We start from the raw sequence: 14,208 nt of genomic DNA on the forward strand, positions 1-14,208 counted from the left end.
CTTCGGTGAGTGAAGTTTGTCGACGACGGCACCATCGGAATGTATATTCCGGGACATTGAATGTCGAAACGGGGACACACATTGCAGCGCTCCGTACCCATGCTTCGAAGCGCCAGCCTCACGGGCTATGCCGAGCTGGCGCGAGGGGTCGGGCTCGACCCTGACGCGATGCTGCGACGGGCTGGCCTGAATCCCCGGCACCTCGCCGATCCAGACACGCCAATCAGCGCACGGGCCGTACGCCAGTTGCTGGAAGCCTCCGCTGCTGCGTCAGGGGCCGAGGACTTCGGGCTCCAATTGGCGAGGACGCGGAAACTGTCGAATCTGGGGCCGATCAGCGCCGTGATGCGAGAAGCTCGAACCGCTCGTGAGGCCATCGACAACCTCTGTCGCTACATGCGCTTGCTTAATGCGGAACTGCTCACCGGTATCGAGGAGCATCAAGACGTGTCGATCATCCGTGAGGAAATACTGACCGACAACCGCGACCCCGTGCGCCAGTCCATCGAGCTGGCCATCGGGGTTCTCTACCGAATCGTCGCCGAGCTGCTGGGGCCTGGCTGGAAACCGAGAGCTGTCTGTTTCGAACACCGCCCACCGCATGGTCCAACCATCCACAGATCGATGTTCAGGGTTGGCGTGGAGTTCAATGCAAGCTTCAACGGCATTGCATGCGCCACGCAGGACCTGAACGCCAGTCTGACCGATGCCGACTCTCGCCTGGCGCCCTACGCTCGACGTCTTCTGGACCAGGCCCTTTCCTGCGCCGGTGAGAGTTCAGCCTACAACGCTCGGCAGGTCATCATCGCCTTGCTGCCGCTTGGCCGCTGCACGGTCGAACAGGTCGCCAAAACGCTGGGGATGGATCGGCGCACCCTCCATCGGCATCTGCTCGCTGAAGGCACGAATTTCTCGTTGCTGCTGCGTGCGGTCCGTTCCGAGTTTGCCTGCCGACATATTCTCGACAGTGACCACTCCTTGGCAGAGCTTGCCGATCTCCTCGGGTTCTCGAGTCCGAGCTCCTTCGCCTTCTGGTTCAGACAGAACTTTGGAATGACGGCTTCGAGTTGGAAGCAAAGACAAGGCTGAGATCCGAACGGACTAGATTCGGGAGTGAGACGACGGCGGATGGCAAGGATGGATGCCCTGCCGGCAGGTCAGGCAGCTGGGGCCCAGAAGAACTCACATGAACAGACTGTCCCACTTGTACGTCAGCAAAGGGCGCGGAGCCGCAATGCGCAGTTGCTTCGGGGAAGGTCGGAAGCGGGCCCCGAAGCTGACGGCTCGCGAGGTAACGCGGGCTACCGCTCGCGCTGCGAAGCCGACCTCGCGCCGAGCACAGATTCCAAGTTGCAGAACGAACCATCGATACCGACAAGTGGCTATCGACTCTTCAGGTTGCCCATGAAGTGCCGCTCTCGAGACCAAGATCGAGGCGGATCGACCGCCCTCAGTTGATTACCCGAGAGCAAGTTCGGTGAACTGCTGCCAAACCGCAGACGACCGTCACCCGCGGCAGGCAGAGCAGCCCTGCTGCATCTGCATGGGTGGGCACTTCACGGATCCGTATGAGCAGAACACGCAGCAGTCGCCGGCCCGGGGACGCAGCACGGCCTTGCAATGCTCGCATTCATAGAAGAACTGGCAGGCGTCGGTCGGCATGAGTTCCGTCCTGGCGTGGCCGCACTTGGGGCAGGTCAGTACCGACTCGAGCACCGGGGCAGTGCTCGTCACTTGTGCACCGTCGAGGGGTAGCCTGCGTCGGTCGTCGCCTTGACCAAAGCCGCCGTATTCGTCTTGTCGGCATCGAACATGACGGTGGCCGTCTTTCTGGTGAAGTCGATCCGCGCCTGGCTCACGCCGGGCACCTTCTCCAGCGACTTCCTGACGGTAACGGGGCAGAGCTCGCAGGTCATGTTCTTCACGTCGAGCACGGCAGTTTGAGGTGTTGCCGCCAGCGCGGCCAGCGGCATCGCGGCAACCAGCAGAGAGGCGATCGAATTGCGCATGAGGCGCTCCTTCAGAGGAAGAACGGTGCCAGCCAAGGCACCGACAACAACGAGAGCAGCGCCAAGGTGACGATCCAGAAGATCAGCCGTTGGCGTTTGAGAACCGCCGATTCGACACATGCGGCCCCCGGCTCGCAGACCTGCGGCTGCAGATACAGCTGCCGGAAAGCCAGGCCCAGGAAGACCAGCGTCGCCGCCATGAACCACGGCCGCAACGGCTCGAGCGCCGTGAGGCTGGCAACCCAGGCGCCGCCGACGCCTATCGTTAACAGCACCAACGGCCCGACGCAGCACACCGATGCACCGATGGCAGCCAGCACTCCGGCGGCAAGAGAACCCTTGTACTTGATCGTTGGCATTGACCCGTCGTGCAACTGTTCGATGCCAGACAGTCTAGAGTCCGTACCATGGTACGGAGTCAAGGGGTGCAGAGATGACTGAGCTGACGATAGGGCGTCTGGCGGACGAGGCCGGAGTGAACGTCGAGACGATTCGCTACTACCAGCGCCGAGGGTTGATGCCGGAGCCGGCCAGGCCGACGCATGGGCATCGTCGATACGCCGACGACGCGGTCAGGCGCGTTCGCTTCATCAAGCGTGCACAGGGGCTGGGCTTTACCCTGGGGGAGATCATCAGCCTGCTTAAGCTTGACGAGGCTCACGCCTGCGCCGAAACGCGTGACCTGGCCGCGCACAAACTGCAGGTCATAGAAGACAAGCTGGACGGTCTCAACGTGATGCGCAAAGCGCTGGCTGCGCTGCTGCGCCAGTGCGATAACGGATCGGAGCGCGGCACCTGTCCGATCATCCATGCCTTGGCTGCGGATTGAGAGCGGCTATAGGGGTCGGTTGCCGGATTCAATCGAAGATGGGTCTCTTCGCCGAGCCACCAAAGCAGCGCGCCGGAGGCGAACATCGAGAGAGCGACGAACCAGAAAGCCGACTCCATCTGCCCGGTGAAATGAGCGACAAGGCCCAAGCCCAGAGCGCCAATGCTATAGCCCAGGTCGCGGCCAGAAGCGGTAGAGCCGATGGCGGAGCCACGCCATGAGGGATGCGAGATGTCCGCCACGGCCGCTGACAGGTTTGGGTAGAGCAGCGCCATCCCGAACCCGGACAACGCCGCGGAGACTGCCCAGTCCGCGCTACTTCACAGCCCGCCGCTGGAAGCCACCCGGCGCCCGAAAAGGCTGCCAATTACGACGATGAGCGCTGCGGTGCCCAAGTTCGTGATCAGGATCATCACGCTTGCGTCGATGCTGTGAAAGAACGAGATCGCGGTCGCGCTCATTGCGGCCACGGCCAGGCTTGCGGTGAGCGTTACCGAATTCGCCCGCAGAAGAGACCCATGGCGCAGCATGGCGAAGAGGGTCAGCGACAGCGGAAGACTGGTCACCAGCACGGTGGTCAGGCATCGCGCCGATTCGCCTAGTTGCACGCCACCAGGACCGATGTCGACCCAGTGCATCAGGCAGCCCTGACCGACGGCCGCGATCCATAGAACCAGTGTGGGCACCGGCAGCCACCCCCAGTGGCGCGACCGATCCGGGAGGTTCAGCATGAAGGACGCGACCGCTGCCAGCACGCCCGTGGCCAGCGACGCGGCCGTCCCAAGCACGAACGCCGGTTCGCGCAACTGTTGCGCGAGATCGGGTCGCACGCCCTGGCCCAGTGCCAGCAGCGCGAAGACCGACACAGGCGCCATCAACCAAAGCGCTGCACGCAGCAGTGGCGGCAGCAAGCGACGCACCGGCCGCGCGTCGCTCACCAGGACTTCGATCAGTTCGGACGTATTGATCATGATCTGTCGCGCGGCCCGGTCAGAATTCTGCGAAGGCTTTTCAAGCCGCGGTGGGTTGCCACTTTCAAGGCAGCGATGGACATCCCGCTGGCCGTGGCGGCCTCGTGCAGCGACATTTCCTGCAACTTCATCAGATGGATCGCCTCACGCTGGCCGGCCGGAAGCCGCTCTACCGCCTCGCGCACAGCCGCAGCATCAACGCTCTCCTCAGCGCAGTTCGCTTCCGTAGCCTGAAGGGTTTCATGCTCGGGCAGCAGAGGGGTCTCGTGCCCGCTGGTGCGGCCCTGCACACGCAGCCGATCAACGATGCGTCGACGCGCGATGGCGACCAGCCAGGGGCCGAACGGACGCGTCGGATCGTAGGTCTGGCGAATCGAATGCACTGTCATCAGCACATCTTGCACCGTGTCCTCGATGTCGCGTGGATCGCGATGCGAAGCGGCAGCCAGCGACCGCAGGTAGGGCGCGATTTCCTCGAGCAGGCGACGATAGGCATCACGATCGCCAGACTGCGCGTGCGCCATCAAGATGGCCCAGTCGACATCGCGGGGCAGCGCCGCGACCGCTTCGGTGGCCGTCGCCGATGCCGCGGCGCCAGGCACGAGCCTCAGCGTCGGGGCGTGGTCGCGGGCGTCGTTGTTCATGCCTTGAAGATAGCGTGCAATGGAAGGAACGAGCGAAGATATATTTTTCGCTATGCAGGTAACCTTTCTTCATCTCGCGGCGAACTGCCAAGTAGCGGTCTCGATGGGCGAGACCTCAACGCGAGAGGTGAAACCATGAATCGTCAGGTGTTTACAAGCTCCACCCTGGCCACTGCGCTCGGCCTGGTGATGGCCGCCGCAGCGCTGCCGGCCCAGTCGCAGGGGATGGACATGAGCAAGGCGCCGCAGGTGGTCAAGGACAACATGATGCGCATGCAGGCCAACAAACTGGAGAAGTGCTACGGCATCAACGCGGCTGCCAAGAATGACTGCGCCGAGGGCGCTCACTCCTGCGCCGGCCAGTCCACGCAAGCGCGCGATCCGAAGTCCTTCGTGCTTCTGCCGGCGGGCGACTGCAGCAAGATCCAGGGCGGCAGCCTGAAGGCGGCCTGAGCGGAAACGACGTCATGCGAGACGCACGGGACACCGTGCCGGCCGCTGCAGGGATCGGGTTGCGCTTCCAACACCATCAGGCCGTGCTTGAAACACGACCCGATGTCGCGTGGCTGGAGGCGCATACCGAGAACTACATGGGCGGCGGCCCCTCCATCGGGACGCTCGAGGCGATCCGGCGCGACTATCCGGTTTCGCTGCATGGCGTCGGGCTGTCCCTCGGCAGCGCCGAAGGCCTGGACCTTGCCCACCTCGAACGCATCCGGGAGGTCGTTCGCCGCATCGAGCCCGGGCTCGTCTCGGAGCACCTCTCCTGGAGCGTGGCGGGCGGCACCTACTTGCCCGACTTGCTGCCGCTGCCCATGACCGACGAGGCGCTCGACCTCATCTGCCGCCATGTGGATCAAACACAGGATTGGCTGCAACGCCGAATCCTGGTCGAGAACCCGTCGAGCTACCTTTGCTACACGCACTCGACCATTCCCGAATGGGAATTCGTCGCCGAGGTGGCGCAACGCACGGGGTGCGGCATCCTCTGCGATGTCAACAACATCTACGTCAGCGCGTGCAACCACGGCTGGGACGCCGTGGCCTACCTGGACGCCCTGCCTGCGCAGGCGATCGGAGAGATCCACCTCGCCGGCCATGCCATGAAGCAGATCGAGGGCGGCCAGACCTTGCTTATCGACGATCACGGTTCGCGCGTTGCGCCGGAGGTCTGGGCGCTCTATGTGCAGGCCCTGACGCGCTTCGGTCGGGTGCCGACATTGATCGAGTGGGACAACAACCTCCCATCGCTGGACGTGCTGCTGGCCGAGGCGGATCAAGCCACCGCGCTGCTCGATCACGCTGCCCAAGGAGAGAGCATATGTCGACCTTGCTTGAGCTGCAGAAATCGATCCGACGCAGCGTTCTACAGGATCCAGACCGCGAGCCCGACGCCTCCATCGTTGGCGGGGAACTTGAACCCGGGCAGCGGCTCAGCGTCTATCGCAACACGATTCTCGGCACCCTCGCCAAGGCATTGCGGCTGTCATTCCCTGCCGTGCTTCGCCTGGTCGGAGCCGACTTCTTCGAGGGCGCGGCGCAGATCTTTGCGCGCGAACGGCCTCCGCGCTGCGCCGATCTCAATGCCTTCGGCGCCGAGTTCCCTGATTTCCTCGAGCGCTTCGAGCCGGCGGCGATGCTGTCCTACCTGCCCGACGTCGCCCGACTCGAATGGGCAGTGAGTCGCGCGCTGCACGCGGCGGATGCACAGGCGCTCGATCCATCCGAGCTGGCAGCGGTTGCACCCGCCGATCAGGACCACGTGAGCTTCGTGGCGCACCCGTCGATCTCAATGCTGCGGTCGGACTTCCCGATCGACGCGATCTGGCGCGCCGTACTGCAGCAGGACGAGGCGGCGCTGGCGGTGCTCGATACCGGCTCAGGCCCGGTGCATTTGATAGTGCAGCGCCTTGGCAGCGCTGTCGAGGTTGCGCGGCTCGACGAGCCCGCATGGACCTTTGCGAGCGCGCTGTTCAGCGGCTCGCCGCTGGTTGCCGCGCTCGCTGCTTCGCCGGGCAGCGATGGTGCGGCGTTGCTCGCCGAGCATCTGCTCCAGCGGCGCTGCATCGCATTCAAGCTTCTCCGGCCGGAGCACGCGCCATGACCGATCTCCTGGACCGCATTCGCCGCTGGCTCGAAGCCGTTCCCTATGCGCTGTTGGCGCTGCCGCTGAGGCTTGCGGTGGCGACCGTGTTCTGGAACTCCGGCATGACCAAGCTGGCCAACTGGGACACGGCCGTCGCGTTGTTCACCGAAGAGTACCGTGTGCCGCTGCTGGCGCCGGAACTGGCCGCCTACATGGCCGCGAGCATCGAGTTGAGCACGCCGGTCCTGCTCGTGCTGGGCCTGCTCACCCGGCCCGCCGCCTTCGTGCTCCTTGGCATGACGACCGTGATCGAAGTCTTCGTCTACCCGCAGGCGTGGCCGACGCACATCCAGTGGGCGGCGATGCTACTGGTGCTCCTTTGCCGCGGGGCCGGAGCCTGGTCGCTCGATCATCTCCTGTGGCGGAGATGGATGAGATGACCGCACCTTTAAAGTCTGCCAGCAAGTGGACGGTCCGGTTCCCTGGCATTGGGGGCGTCTGGTCACCTGGATTGAGAAGGCCCAGTGAGCGAAATGGGCACGCACCTGCCGATAGCCGCCCCCTCGAAGGGCCAATGACGCCGTCTGGATACCGCTCGTGAGCGGTCCGCTGTGCCCGGTCTCAGCGTGCGTACCGCGTCGCGTTGCCTAGCTCAGCCGAAGTGAGCACGTGGCGGCGACGCCCCTTGTCCGGGGCCTCTCTGTAGCATTCAAGACGGTGGACGGCTCCAGTGAGCAGCCGCAGGTGGCTGCGGCCTCGGTGGAGGATGGCATTGCCATCCCTTTGAGAAGGAGTGCATCATGGAATTGCACGACACCTCCGCCCATGGACCTTGGAACAAGGGAAAGCTGATCGGCCAGAAGGCACCGCTCAAGGCAAAAGAAGTCTGGGCCATTCGAACACACTTGGAGATGCGCAAACGTGTCACCGATGGTGCTTCGCGCGGCCGCCACTGCCACATCCAGCGGGCCGTTGGTGTAGCCGAAGCGGCCGCCGACGTAGCGGCCGGCGCGCTGGCTGTTCGCGACGCTCGGGGTCAGGGGGCCCGGGTCGTACTTGGTCGCCTCGTTGAAGGCATACATCACCTGGCCATAGAAGCCACCCAGGTTCGGCGGCAGGAAGTAGCCCACCGAGTTGGAGGCGCGAACGTAGTTGGGGTTGCCCTGGAAGCCGTTGGCGGCCTGGCCCGGGGTGTTGAAACCGCTCGCCGTGGCGATCAGATTCAGACCCACGCCGTTGGAGGTGAACGGATCCATCACCGCGTCGTTCCAGAAGGTCGGCGTGTAGTCACGGCCGAGGCGGACTTCGCCCAGGACACCCGAGAGGCTGACGGTCGAGCGGCGGTTGAACGCAAGACCGCCGCCGGGCGAGATGCCTGCGCCGGTGTCGTTGAGCAGGCCGGCTTCGAGCCAGAAGTTGGCAGCTGCGCCGCCGCCGAGATCCTCGGTGCCACGGAATCCGAGGCGGCTGCCGGCATAGCCTGAGCTGTTCTGCCCCGTGCTGCTCGTCTTCACGCTGACACCCAGCGGGGTCTCGGCGGTATTCGCATAGCCACTGACCGTGGCGTCGACCACGCCGAACACGGTCATGGAGGATTGTGCCGAGGCAGCACCGCAGAGGGTGAGCACGGTCAGGGCGATCAGACCTTTTTTCATGAGTAGTCGAGTTGCTTTGGTCATTGATGATTGGGGTACGGAGCTTGTGTGCCTGACCGTCATTGCAGATTCGCGATGCCGGGTCATGTCAGAACCCAACCGCTTGCTTGCCTGCTCGCAAGCGCCTCCATTGGAGACGAACTTTAGGAGCCAGGGGGCGGCCGCACCCCACCCTCGGTGGAGGGGGTGCGGGTCAGGCGGAGGCCTCGAGCAGCTGTCGGCGCCAACAGCCAGGGCAACTAGAGATCTTTTTATTGCAAGTCTCTCCAAGGTCTAAAGTTGAAGTTGACCCGATTTGCGGACACCCGATCCTCGCGGAAGAAGGTTGAATTGACGTCTCCCCCGAATCCGGTCATTTCTAAACTGGAGTCGGGCGGCCGTAGTCGGCCACCGAGAAGATCGGGGCTTCCTCGTCCTTGTTGATCGCCACGATCACCTTGGAGTCCTTCATCCCCGCCAGGTGCTGGATCGCGCCGGAGATGCCGCAGGCCACGTACAGCTGCGGGGCGACGATCTTGCCGGTCTGGCCCACCTGCCAGTCGTTCGGGGCGTAGCCGGGTAGTCTCTCTTTCTTGCATCAGAAGGACTGAACGTCCAACGCAGTCACGCTGTTGCCGCCTTCGACGATGCTGTCGCGAATGCCGCTTGCCTTGTTCAGGATGTGCTCCGCATAGAAGCGCGCCGTCGCGATCTTGGCCTTCATGAAAGGCACGTCGGTGCCCGCCTTGGCGAGGTCCTCGGCCACCAGCAGCGAGCGCGCGAGCTGCCAGCCCGCCACCAGATTGCCGCCCAGCATCAGGTAAGGCACGCTGCCCGCGAACACCGCGTTGGGCGAGGCCTTGGTCTGCCCGGCGACGAAGCCGACCACGTCGACGAAGGCCTCGCGTGCAGCCTTCAGGCGCTTCGCCACGGCCTTCGCATCGGCGCTGTCGCGCCTGGCGAGTTCGGCCTCGGTCTTCTCGATCTGCGCGGCGATCGCCTTGCCGACCTGTCCGCCGTCGCGCGCGGTCTTGCGTCCCACGAGGTCGTTCGCCTGGATCGCGGTCGTGCCTTCGTAGATCGTCAGGATCTTGGCATCGCGCAGATACTGCGCCGCACCGGTTTCCTCGATGAAGCCCATGCCGCCGTGAACCTGCACGCCGAGCGACGCCACTTCCAGGCTCATCTCGGTGCTGTAGCCCTTGACCAGCGGCACGAGGAACTCATAGAAGGCCTGGTTCTGCTTGCGCGTATCGGCGTCGGGATGGTGATGCGCCGCGTCGTAGGCAGCAGCCGCCGTCATCGCCATGGCGCGGCAGCCTTCGACGTAGGCGCGCATCGTCATCAGCATGCGCTTCACGTCCGGGTGATGGATGATCGCCGCGCTCGCGTTGATCGAGCCATCGACCGGACGGCTCTGCACCCGCTCCTTCGCATAGGCCACCGCGTGCTGATACGCACGCTCGGCGATCGCGATGCCCTGCATGCCCACGGCGTAGCGGGCCGAGTTCATCATGATGAACATGTACTCGAGGCCGCGGTTCTCCTCGCCGACGAGGTAGCCCACAGCGCCGGGTCCGGCGCTGTCTGCGATGCTCGCCGCCGTGCCGTCGCCGTACTGCAGCACCGCCGTCGGCGATGCCTTGATGCCCAGCTTGTGCTCGATGCTAACGCAGTGCACGTCGTTGCGCGCGCCGAGCGAGCCGTCCTTGTTCACGAGGAACTTGGGCACCACGAACAAGCTGATGCCCTTCACGCCTTCGGGCGCGCCGCTCACGCGGGCCAGCACGAGGTGGACGATGTTCTCGGCCATGTCGTGCTCGCCGTAGGTGATGAAGATCTTCGTGCCGAAGACCTTGTAGGTGCCGTCAGGCTGCGGCTCCGCGCGGCTGCGTACCAGCGCGAGATCGCTGCCGGCCTGCGGCTCGGTCAGGTTCATCGTGCCTGTCCACTGGCCGGTCACCAGCTTTTCGAGATAGGTCGCCTTGAGTTCGTCCGAACCCGCGGTCAGCAGCGCCTCGGTGGCGCCGTCGGTCAAGAGCGGGCACAGCGCGAAGCTCATGTTGGCCGAGTTCAGCATCTCGACGCAGGCCGCCCCGATCGTCTTGGGCAGGCCCTGGCCGGCGAAGTCCGTGGGATGCTGCAGGCCCTGCCAGCCGCCCGCCACGTACTGCGCAAAGGCCTCCTTGAAGCCGGGCGTGGTCGTGACCTTGCCGTCCTTGAACGACGAAGGGTTGCGATCGCCTTCGACGTTCAGCGGCGCGATCACGTCCTGGTTGAAGCGCGCGCACTCTTCGAGCACGGCCTGCGCGGTTTCGAGTCCGGCTTCCTCGAGGCCCGGCATCTGCGACACCTTCGCGATGTCGGCGAGGTGCTCGATGTCGAACAGCATGTCCTTGATGGGAGCGGTGTAGCTCACGGTGGTCTCTCCTGTGGCCCTCGGGCCCGATGCGAACCGACGTGAAAAAGGGCATCGCGAACGATGCCCCTTCTGGGTTCAGACAGCGATCTGCGGGTGGATCAGAGCGCCTTGACGAGTTCCGGCACGGCCGTGAAGAGGTCGGCCACGAGGCCGTAGTCGGCCACCGAGAAGATCGGGGCCTCTTCGTCCTTGTTGATCGCCACGATCACCTTGGAGTCCTTCATGCCCGCCAGGTGCTGGATCGCGCCGGAGATGCCGCAGGCGACGTACAGCTGCGGGGCGACGATCTTGCCGGTCTGGCCGACCTGCCAGTCGTTGGGGGCGTAGCCGGCATCGACTGCAGCGCGGCTGGCACCGAGCGCTGCGCCGAGCTTGTCGGCCAGAGGCGTCATGACTTCATTGAACTTCTCGGCGCTGCCCAGCGCCCGGCCGCCCGAGACGATGATCTTGGCGGCCGTGAGTTCGGGGCGGTCGCTCTTGGTCACTTCACGGCCCACGAAGCTGCTCTTGCCGCTGTCGGCCACGCCGTCGGCGCTTTCGACTTGGGCGCTGCCGCCCGTGGCGGCTGCTGCGTCGAAGCCCGTGGTGCGCACCGTGATGACCTTGATCGCGTCGCTGCTCTGCACCGTTGCAATGGCGTTGCCCGCATAGATCGGGCGCTCGAAGGTGTCGGCGCTGTCGACCTTGGTGATGTCGCTGATCTGGGCCACATCCAGCTTGGCCGCCACGCGCGGGGCGACGTTCTTGCCGTTGGCCGTGGCCGGGAACAGGATGTGGGTGTAGTTCCTGGCGATCGCCAGCACCTGGGCGGCAACGTTCTCCGCGAGGTTCTCGGCCAGGCTCGGGCTGTCGGCCACGATCACCTTGGCAACGCCTGCCACTTGGGCAGCCGCCTTGCCGGCTTCGGCGGCGTTCGCTCCGGCCACCAGGATGTGCACATCACCGCCGCAGGCCTTGGCAGCGGTCACGGTGTTCAGGGTCGCCGGCTTGAGCGTGGCGTGGTCGTGTTCGGCAATAACAAGTACGGTCATGATCAGATCACCTTGGCTTCGTTCTTCAGCTTGTCCACCAGCGTGGCCACATCGGGCACCTTGATGCCGGCGCCGCGCTTGGGGGGCTCGGCGACCTTCAGGGTCTTCAGGCGCGGCTTGACGTCCACGCCCAGGTCTTCGGGCTTGAAGGTGTCGAGCTGCTTCTTCTTGGCCTTCATGATGTTGGGCAAGGTCACGTAGCGCGGCTCATTGAGGCGCAGGTCGGAGGTGATGACGGCGGGGAGGGACAGCGAGAGGGTTTCCAGGCCGCCATCCACTTCACGGGTCACGCTCACCTTGTCGCCAGCCACTTCGACCTTGGAGGCGAAGGTGGCCTGCGGCAGGTCCGTGAGGGCCGCCAGCATCTGGCCGGTCTGGTTGTTGTCGTCGTCGATGGCCTGCTTGCCGAGGATGACGAGTTGGGGCTGTTCCTTGTCGACCAGGGCCTTGAGCAGCTTGGCAACGGCCAGCGGCTGAAGCTCTTCGGAGGTTTCGACGAGGATGCCGCGATCCGCGCCGATGGCCATGGCGGTGCGCAGTGTCTCCTGGCACTTCGCGTCGCCGCAGGACACGGCGATGATTTCCGTCGCCACGCCCTTTTCCTTGAGCCGAACCGCCTCTTCAACGGCGATCTCGTCGAAGGGGTTCATGCTCATCTTGACGTTGGCAATGTCCACACCGGTGCCGTCAGACTTGACGCGCACCTTCACGTTGTAGTCGACGACCCGCTTGACGGGGACCAGGATCTTCATAAATTCATTCCTTTGTGTGGCACTCATTGACTTTGGAATTCGGATTCAGCGAATCCATCGGACGATGCGAGCTCGTGCGAATGGAAGGTATCCAGGGGCAGGCAGGGGAAACTCCTCCGCTCAGGCCATCAGCAGGTAGAGAGACTCGGCCACCATCACGGGCCGGTCGAGCCTGCCCTCGCAATAGGCGGTGTTGCGGCAGGCGATGAGCGTTCGCCCGGAACCCTTCGGTTCGGCACTGGCGAGTTCCACGCGGATCACGATGCTCGACCCCGAAGGCACCGGCGCCAGGAAGCGAACTTTGTCGAGGCCATAGTTAAGCACCTGGGTCGCGTCGCTCGGGAAGACACCGAGTTCGTACTGCGCCGCGGTGGTCAGACACAGTGTGAGCAGACCGTGCGCGATCGTCGTGCCCAGCGGCGCCTTCCGGGCGCGATCCACGTCGACGTGAATCCACTGGTCATCGCGGCTGCATTCGGCAAACTGGTCGATTAGCGGCTGGTCGACCAGCATTCCGCGCGTCACACCGAAATCGCGACCGACGTGATCGAGCAATGAATCGATGCGATATTCATGGCGCTGGGTCATCGGATGCCCCTGATGTTTGGATGTTCACCCCTTGGCGCTCTTGGCGCGGGGACGGTTCTGCGGGCCCAGGGAGGCAGCGATTCGCAGAGCTGCTTGTTGCTTGTCATGGGAAGCCTTCAAGCGAAAGCCACGGCGTCCCTGCCCTTGAGACCCAGCATTGCGCGCGCCTCCGCTGGCGTTGCTACCTCCATCGACAGTTCCTCGAGGATGCGTCGCATCTTGCGGACCTGCTCGGCACAGGACTTGGCCATCTCGCCCTTGCCGAGATAGAGGCTGTCCTCGAGGCCGACCCGTACGTTGGCGCCCATGATCGCGCCCATGGTCAGCAGCGGGATCTGGTGCCTGCCCGCGCCGAGGATGGAGAACTGGTAGTTCTCGCGGCCGAACAGGCGGTCGGCGGTCGTGCGCATGATCACCAGGTTCTCGGGGTCGGGACCCATCCCGCCCAGGATGCCGTAGATGGACTGGATGAAGAGCGGCCCCTTGATGAGCCCCTCGTCGACGAAGTGCGCCAGGCTGTAGAGATGGCCGACGTCGTAGCACTCGAATTCGAAGCGGGTGCCGCAACCGTCACCGAGCAGTTGGAGGATGTGCTTGATGTCCTTGAAGGTGTTGCGGAAGATGAGGTCCTCCATCCCTTCCACGTACGGCTTCTCCCAGTCGTATCGCCACTCCTTGATCTTCCGGGCGGCCGGGTGGATCGAGAAGTTCATCGATCCCATGTTCAGCGAGCACATCTCCGGCTTGGCCTGAAGCGGATATGCAAGGCGCTCCTGCACTGTCATTCGCGTGCTGCCGCCGGTGGTGATATTGATCACCGCGTCGGTGGCCTCCGCGATGCGCGGAACGAACCGGTCGAAGACATTTGGGTCAGGCGTAGGCGACCCGTCCTCCGGCTTGCGTGCATGAAGATGCAAGATCGCTGCGCCGGCTTCCGCAGCCTCGATGGCCTGCTCGGCAATCTGGTCCGGCGTCACCGGCAGGTACGGCGACATGGTCGGCGTATGGATGGAACCTGTGACGGCGCAGGTGATGATGACTTTGTGCTGGGTCTTTGCCATGGGGATTTTCCGAAAGATCGTCGATGGGAAGGCAGGTCGTAGACTGCCCTGGGAGCCGAAGCGTCGCCCGGGGCGGCATGTCCGAAATTCTGAATTGCCAGCGCGAGAGATTCCCCCCTCTTGGCGGGGGGACCCCCCGTTCCTCGGTCACTCGGCATTCGTCCCGCAGCCAAGCATCGGC

Annotated in this window: 14 protein-coding genes and 5 pseudogenes; 7 read left to right on the forward strand and 12 right to left on the reverse strand. The window is 64.3% G+C overall.

Translation table 11 applies throughout. The features are described from left to right. The first annotated feature begins 99 nt into the window (after positions 1 to 99). Positions 100 to 1,089, forward strand: a complete 990-nt coding sequence (locus VAR608DRAFT_RS16815) for an AraC family transcriptional regulator (protein WP_088955095.1) — start codon at positions 100 to 102, stop codon at positions 1,087 to 1,089. Positions 1,090 to 1,506: 417 nt separating this feature from the next. Here the strand turns inward: VAR608DRAFT_RS16815 and VAR608DRAFT_RS16820 are convergent, their stop codons facing one another. Both VAR608DRAFT_RS16820 and merP read right to left on the reverse strand, forming a co-directional pair. Next, the gene (locus VAR608DRAFT_RS16820) at positions 1,507 to 1,734 is read right to left on the reverse strand and encodes a GDCCVxC domain-containing (seleno)protein (RefSeq protein ID WP_088955096.1); all 228 of its coding nucleotides are present in this window, start codon (positions 1,732 to 1,734) and stop codon (positions 1,507 to 1,509) included. Next, positions 1,731 to 2,368 (reverse strand): annotated as a pseudogene (gene merP / locus VAR608DRAFT_RS38550) (mercury resistance system periplasmic binding protein MerP). Before merP ends, VAR608DRAFT_RS16820 begins: the two are co-directional and overlap by 4 nt. 74 nt (positions 2,369 to 2,442) lie before the next feature. Here merP and merR point away from each other — a divergent pair. Then, positions 2,443 to 2,838 (forward strand): Hg(II)-responsive transcriptional regulator, encoded by a 396-nt coding sequence (merR, locus tag VAR608DRAFT_RS16835; RefSeq protein ID WP_088955099.1) that lies wholly within the window; start codon positions 2,443 to 2,445, stop codon positions 2,836 to 2,838. An 8-nt stretch (positions 2,839 to 2,846) separates the two neighbouring features. Here the strand turns inward: merR and VAR608DRAFT_RS16840 are convergent. The 3 genes and pseudogenes from VAR608DRAFT_RS16840 to VAR608DRAFT_RS16850 form a co-directional block, all read right to left on the reverse strand. Further along, a pseudogene (locus VAR608DRAFT_RS16840) lies at positions 2,847 to 3,113 on the reverse strand (MFS transporter); the annotation flags it as partial. 45 nt (positions 3,114 to 3,158) lie between these two features. Continuing rightward, positions 3,159 to 3,776 carry an NrsF family protein gene (locus VAR608DRAFT_RS16845; protein WP_331713036.1) on the reverse strand — a complete coding sequence of 206 codons (618 nt, stop codon included), beginning with the start codon at positions 3,774 to 3,776 and terminating at the stop codon, positions 3,159 to 3,161. A gap of 29 nt (positions 3,777 to 3,805) precedes the next feature. After that, positions 3,806 to 4,453, reverse strand: a complete 648-nt coding sequence (locus VAR608DRAFT_RS16850) for a sigma-70 family RNA polymerase sigma factor (RefSeq protein WP_088955101.1) — start codon at positions 4,451 to 4,453, stop codon at positions 3,806 to 3,808. 135 nt (positions 4,454 to 4,588) lie between these two features. Here VAR608DRAFT_RS16850 and VAR608DRAFT_RS16855 point away from each other — a divergent pair, with 135 nt between their 5' ends. The 5 genes and pseudogenes from VAR608DRAFT_RS16855 to VAR608DRAFT_RS16870 all read left to right on the forward strand — a co-directional run bounded on the left by VAR608DRAFT_RS16855 (position 4,589) and on the right by VAR608DRAFT_RS16870 (position 6,979). Next, positions 4,589 to 4,906, forward strand: coding sequence for a BufA1 family periplasmic bufferin-type metallophore (locus VAR608DRAFT_RS16855; protein WP_088955102.1), 318 nt, complete (start codon positions 4,589 to 4,591; stop codon positions 4,904 to 4,906). 14 nt (positions 4,907 to 4,920) lie between these two features. Continuing rightward, positions 4,921 to 5,751: pseudogene (gene bufB, locus VAR608DRAFT_RS16860) on the forward strand (MNIO family bufferin maturase); the annotation flags it as partial. Positions 5,752 to 5,774: 23 nt separating this feature from the next. Further along, positions 5,775 to 6,008: pseudogene (locus VAR608DRAFT_RS38015) on the forward strand (HvfC/BufC N-terminal domain-containing protein); the annotation flags it as partial. Positions 6,009 to 6,089: 81 nt separating this feature from the next. Beyond that, positions 6,090 to 6,557 (forward strand): hypothetical protein, encoded by a 468-nt coding sequence (locus tag VAR608DRAFT_RS38020; RefSeq protein WP_231973672.1) that lies wholly within the window; start codon positions 6,090 to 6,092, stop codon positions 6,555 to 6,557. Further along, positions 6,554 to 6,979 carry a DoxX family protein gene (locus VAR608DRAFT_RS16870; protein WP_088955104.1) on the forward strand — a complete coding sequence of 142 codons (426 nt, stop codon included), beginning with the start codon at positions 6,554 to 6,556 and terminating at the stop codon, positions 6,977 to 6,979. Before VAR608DRAFT_RS38020 ends, VAR608DRAFT_RS16870 begins: the two co-directional genes overlap by 4 nt. 207 nt (positions 6,980 to 7,186) lie before the next feature. On the opposite strand, the gene VAR608DRAFT_RS16875 is transcribed toward VAR608DRAFT_RS16870, so the two are convergent. From VAR608DRAFT_RS16875 to VAR608DRAFT_RS16905, 7 genes and pseudogenes are all read right to left on the reverse strand, one after another. After that, on the reverse strand, positions 7,187 to 8,194 hold the full coding sequence (locus VAR608DRAFT_RS16875; protein ID WP_088955105.1) for a porin: 1,008 nt from the start codon (positions 8,192 to 8,194) through the stop codon (positions 7,187 to 7,189). A 358-nt stretch (positions 8,195 to 8,552) separates the two neighbouring features. After that, positions 8,553 to 8,750: pseudogene (locus VAR608DRAFT_RS16880) on the reverse strand (electron transfer flavoprotein subunit alpha/FixB family protein); the annotation flags it as partial. Between the two features lie 21 nt (positions 8,751 to 8,771). After that, positions 8,772 to 10,592, reverse strand: coding sequence for an acyl-CoA dehydrogenase (locus tag VAR608DRAFT_RS16885; RefSeq protein ID WP_088955106.1), 1,821 nt, complete (start codon positions 10,590 to 10,592; stop codon positions 8,772 to 8,774). Positions 10,593 to 10,693: 101 nt separating this feature from the next. Next, entirely contained in the window at positions 10,694 to 11,626 is a 933-nt protein-coding gene (locus tag VAR608DRAFT_RS16890) for an electron transfer flavoprotein subunit alpha/FixB family protein (protein ID WP_088955107.1), read from the reverse strand. 2 nt (positions 11,627 to 11,628) lie between these two features. After that, a complete protein-coding gene (locus VAR608DRAFT_RS16895; RefSeq protein WP_088955108.1) occupies positions 11,629 to 12,378 on the reverse strand; it encodes an electron transfer flavoprotein subunit beta/FixA family protein in 750 nt (249 codons plus the stop codon). Positions 12,379 to 12,498: 120 nt separating this feature from the next. After that, positions 12,499 to 12,966: a MaoC family dehydratase gene (locus VAR608DRAFT_RS16900; RefSeq protein WP_088955109.1), complete on the reverse strand. Its 468-nt coding sequence runs from the start codon at positions 12,964 to 12,966 to the stop codon at positions 12,499 to 12,501. 116 nt (positions 12,967 to 13,082) lie between these two features. After that, entirely contained in the window at positions 13,083 to 14,027 is a 945-nt protein-coding gene (locus VAR608DRAFT_RS16905; protein ID WP_088955110.1) for a 3-keto-5-aminohexanoate cleavage protein, read from the reverse strand. Positions 14,028 to 14,208 lie beyond the last annotated feature (181 nt).

Source organism: Variovorax sp. HW608 (assembly GCF_900090195.1).
GTDB lineage: Bacteria > Pseudomonadota > Gammaproteobacteria > Burkholderiales > Burkholderiaceae_C > Variovorax.

Bases quoted from the DNA above. Each gene is read 5' to 3' on its own strand.
- VAR608DRAFT_RS16855 (WP_088955102.1), top strand. From the start codon at position 4,589: ATGAATCGTCAGGTGTTTACAAGCTCCACCCTGGCCACTGCGCTCGGC.
- VAR608DRAFT_RS38020 (WP_231973672.1), top strand. From the start codon at position 6,090: ATGCTGTCCTACCTGCCCGACGTCGCCCGACTCGAATGGGCAGTGAGT.
- VAR608DRAFT_RS16815 (WP_088955095.1), top strand. From the start codon at position 100: ATGCTTCGAAGCGCCAGCCTCACGGGCTATGCCGAGCTGGCGCGAGGG.
- VAR608DRAFT_RS16890 (WP_088955107.1), bottom strand. From the start codon at position 11,626: ATGACCGTACTTGTTATTGCCGAACACGACCACGCCACGCTCAAGCCG.
- VAR608DRAFT_RS16875 (WP_088955105.1), bottom strand. From the start codon at position 8,194: ATGAAAAAAGGTCTGATCGCCCTGACCGTGCTCACCCTCTGCGGTGCT.
- VAR608DRAFT_RS16870 (WP_088955104.1), top strand. From the start codon at position 6,554: ATGACCGATCTCCTGGACCGCATTCGCCGCTGGCTCGAAGCCGTTCCC.
- VAR608DRAFT_RS16850 (WP_088955101.1), bottom strand. From the start codon at position 4,453: ATGAACAACGACGCCCGCGACCACGCCCCGACGCTGAGGCTCGTGCCT.
- VAR608DRAFT_RS16900 (WP_088955109.1), bottom strand. From the start codon at position 12,966: ATGACCCAGCGCCATGAATATCGCATCGATTCATTGCTCGATCACGTC.
- VAR608DRAFT_RS16905 (WP_088955110.1), bottom strand. From the start codon at position 14,027: ATGGCAAAGACCCAGCACAAAGTCATCATCACCTGCGCCGTCACAGGT.
- VAR608DRAFT_RS16895 (WP_088955108.1), bottom strand. From the start codon at position 12,378: ATGAAGATCCTGGTCCCCGTCAAGCGGGTCGTCGACTACAACGTGAAG.
- merR (WP_088955099.1), top strand. From the start codon at position 2,443: ATGACTGAGCTGACGATAGGGCGTCTGGCGGACGAGGCCGGAGTGAAC.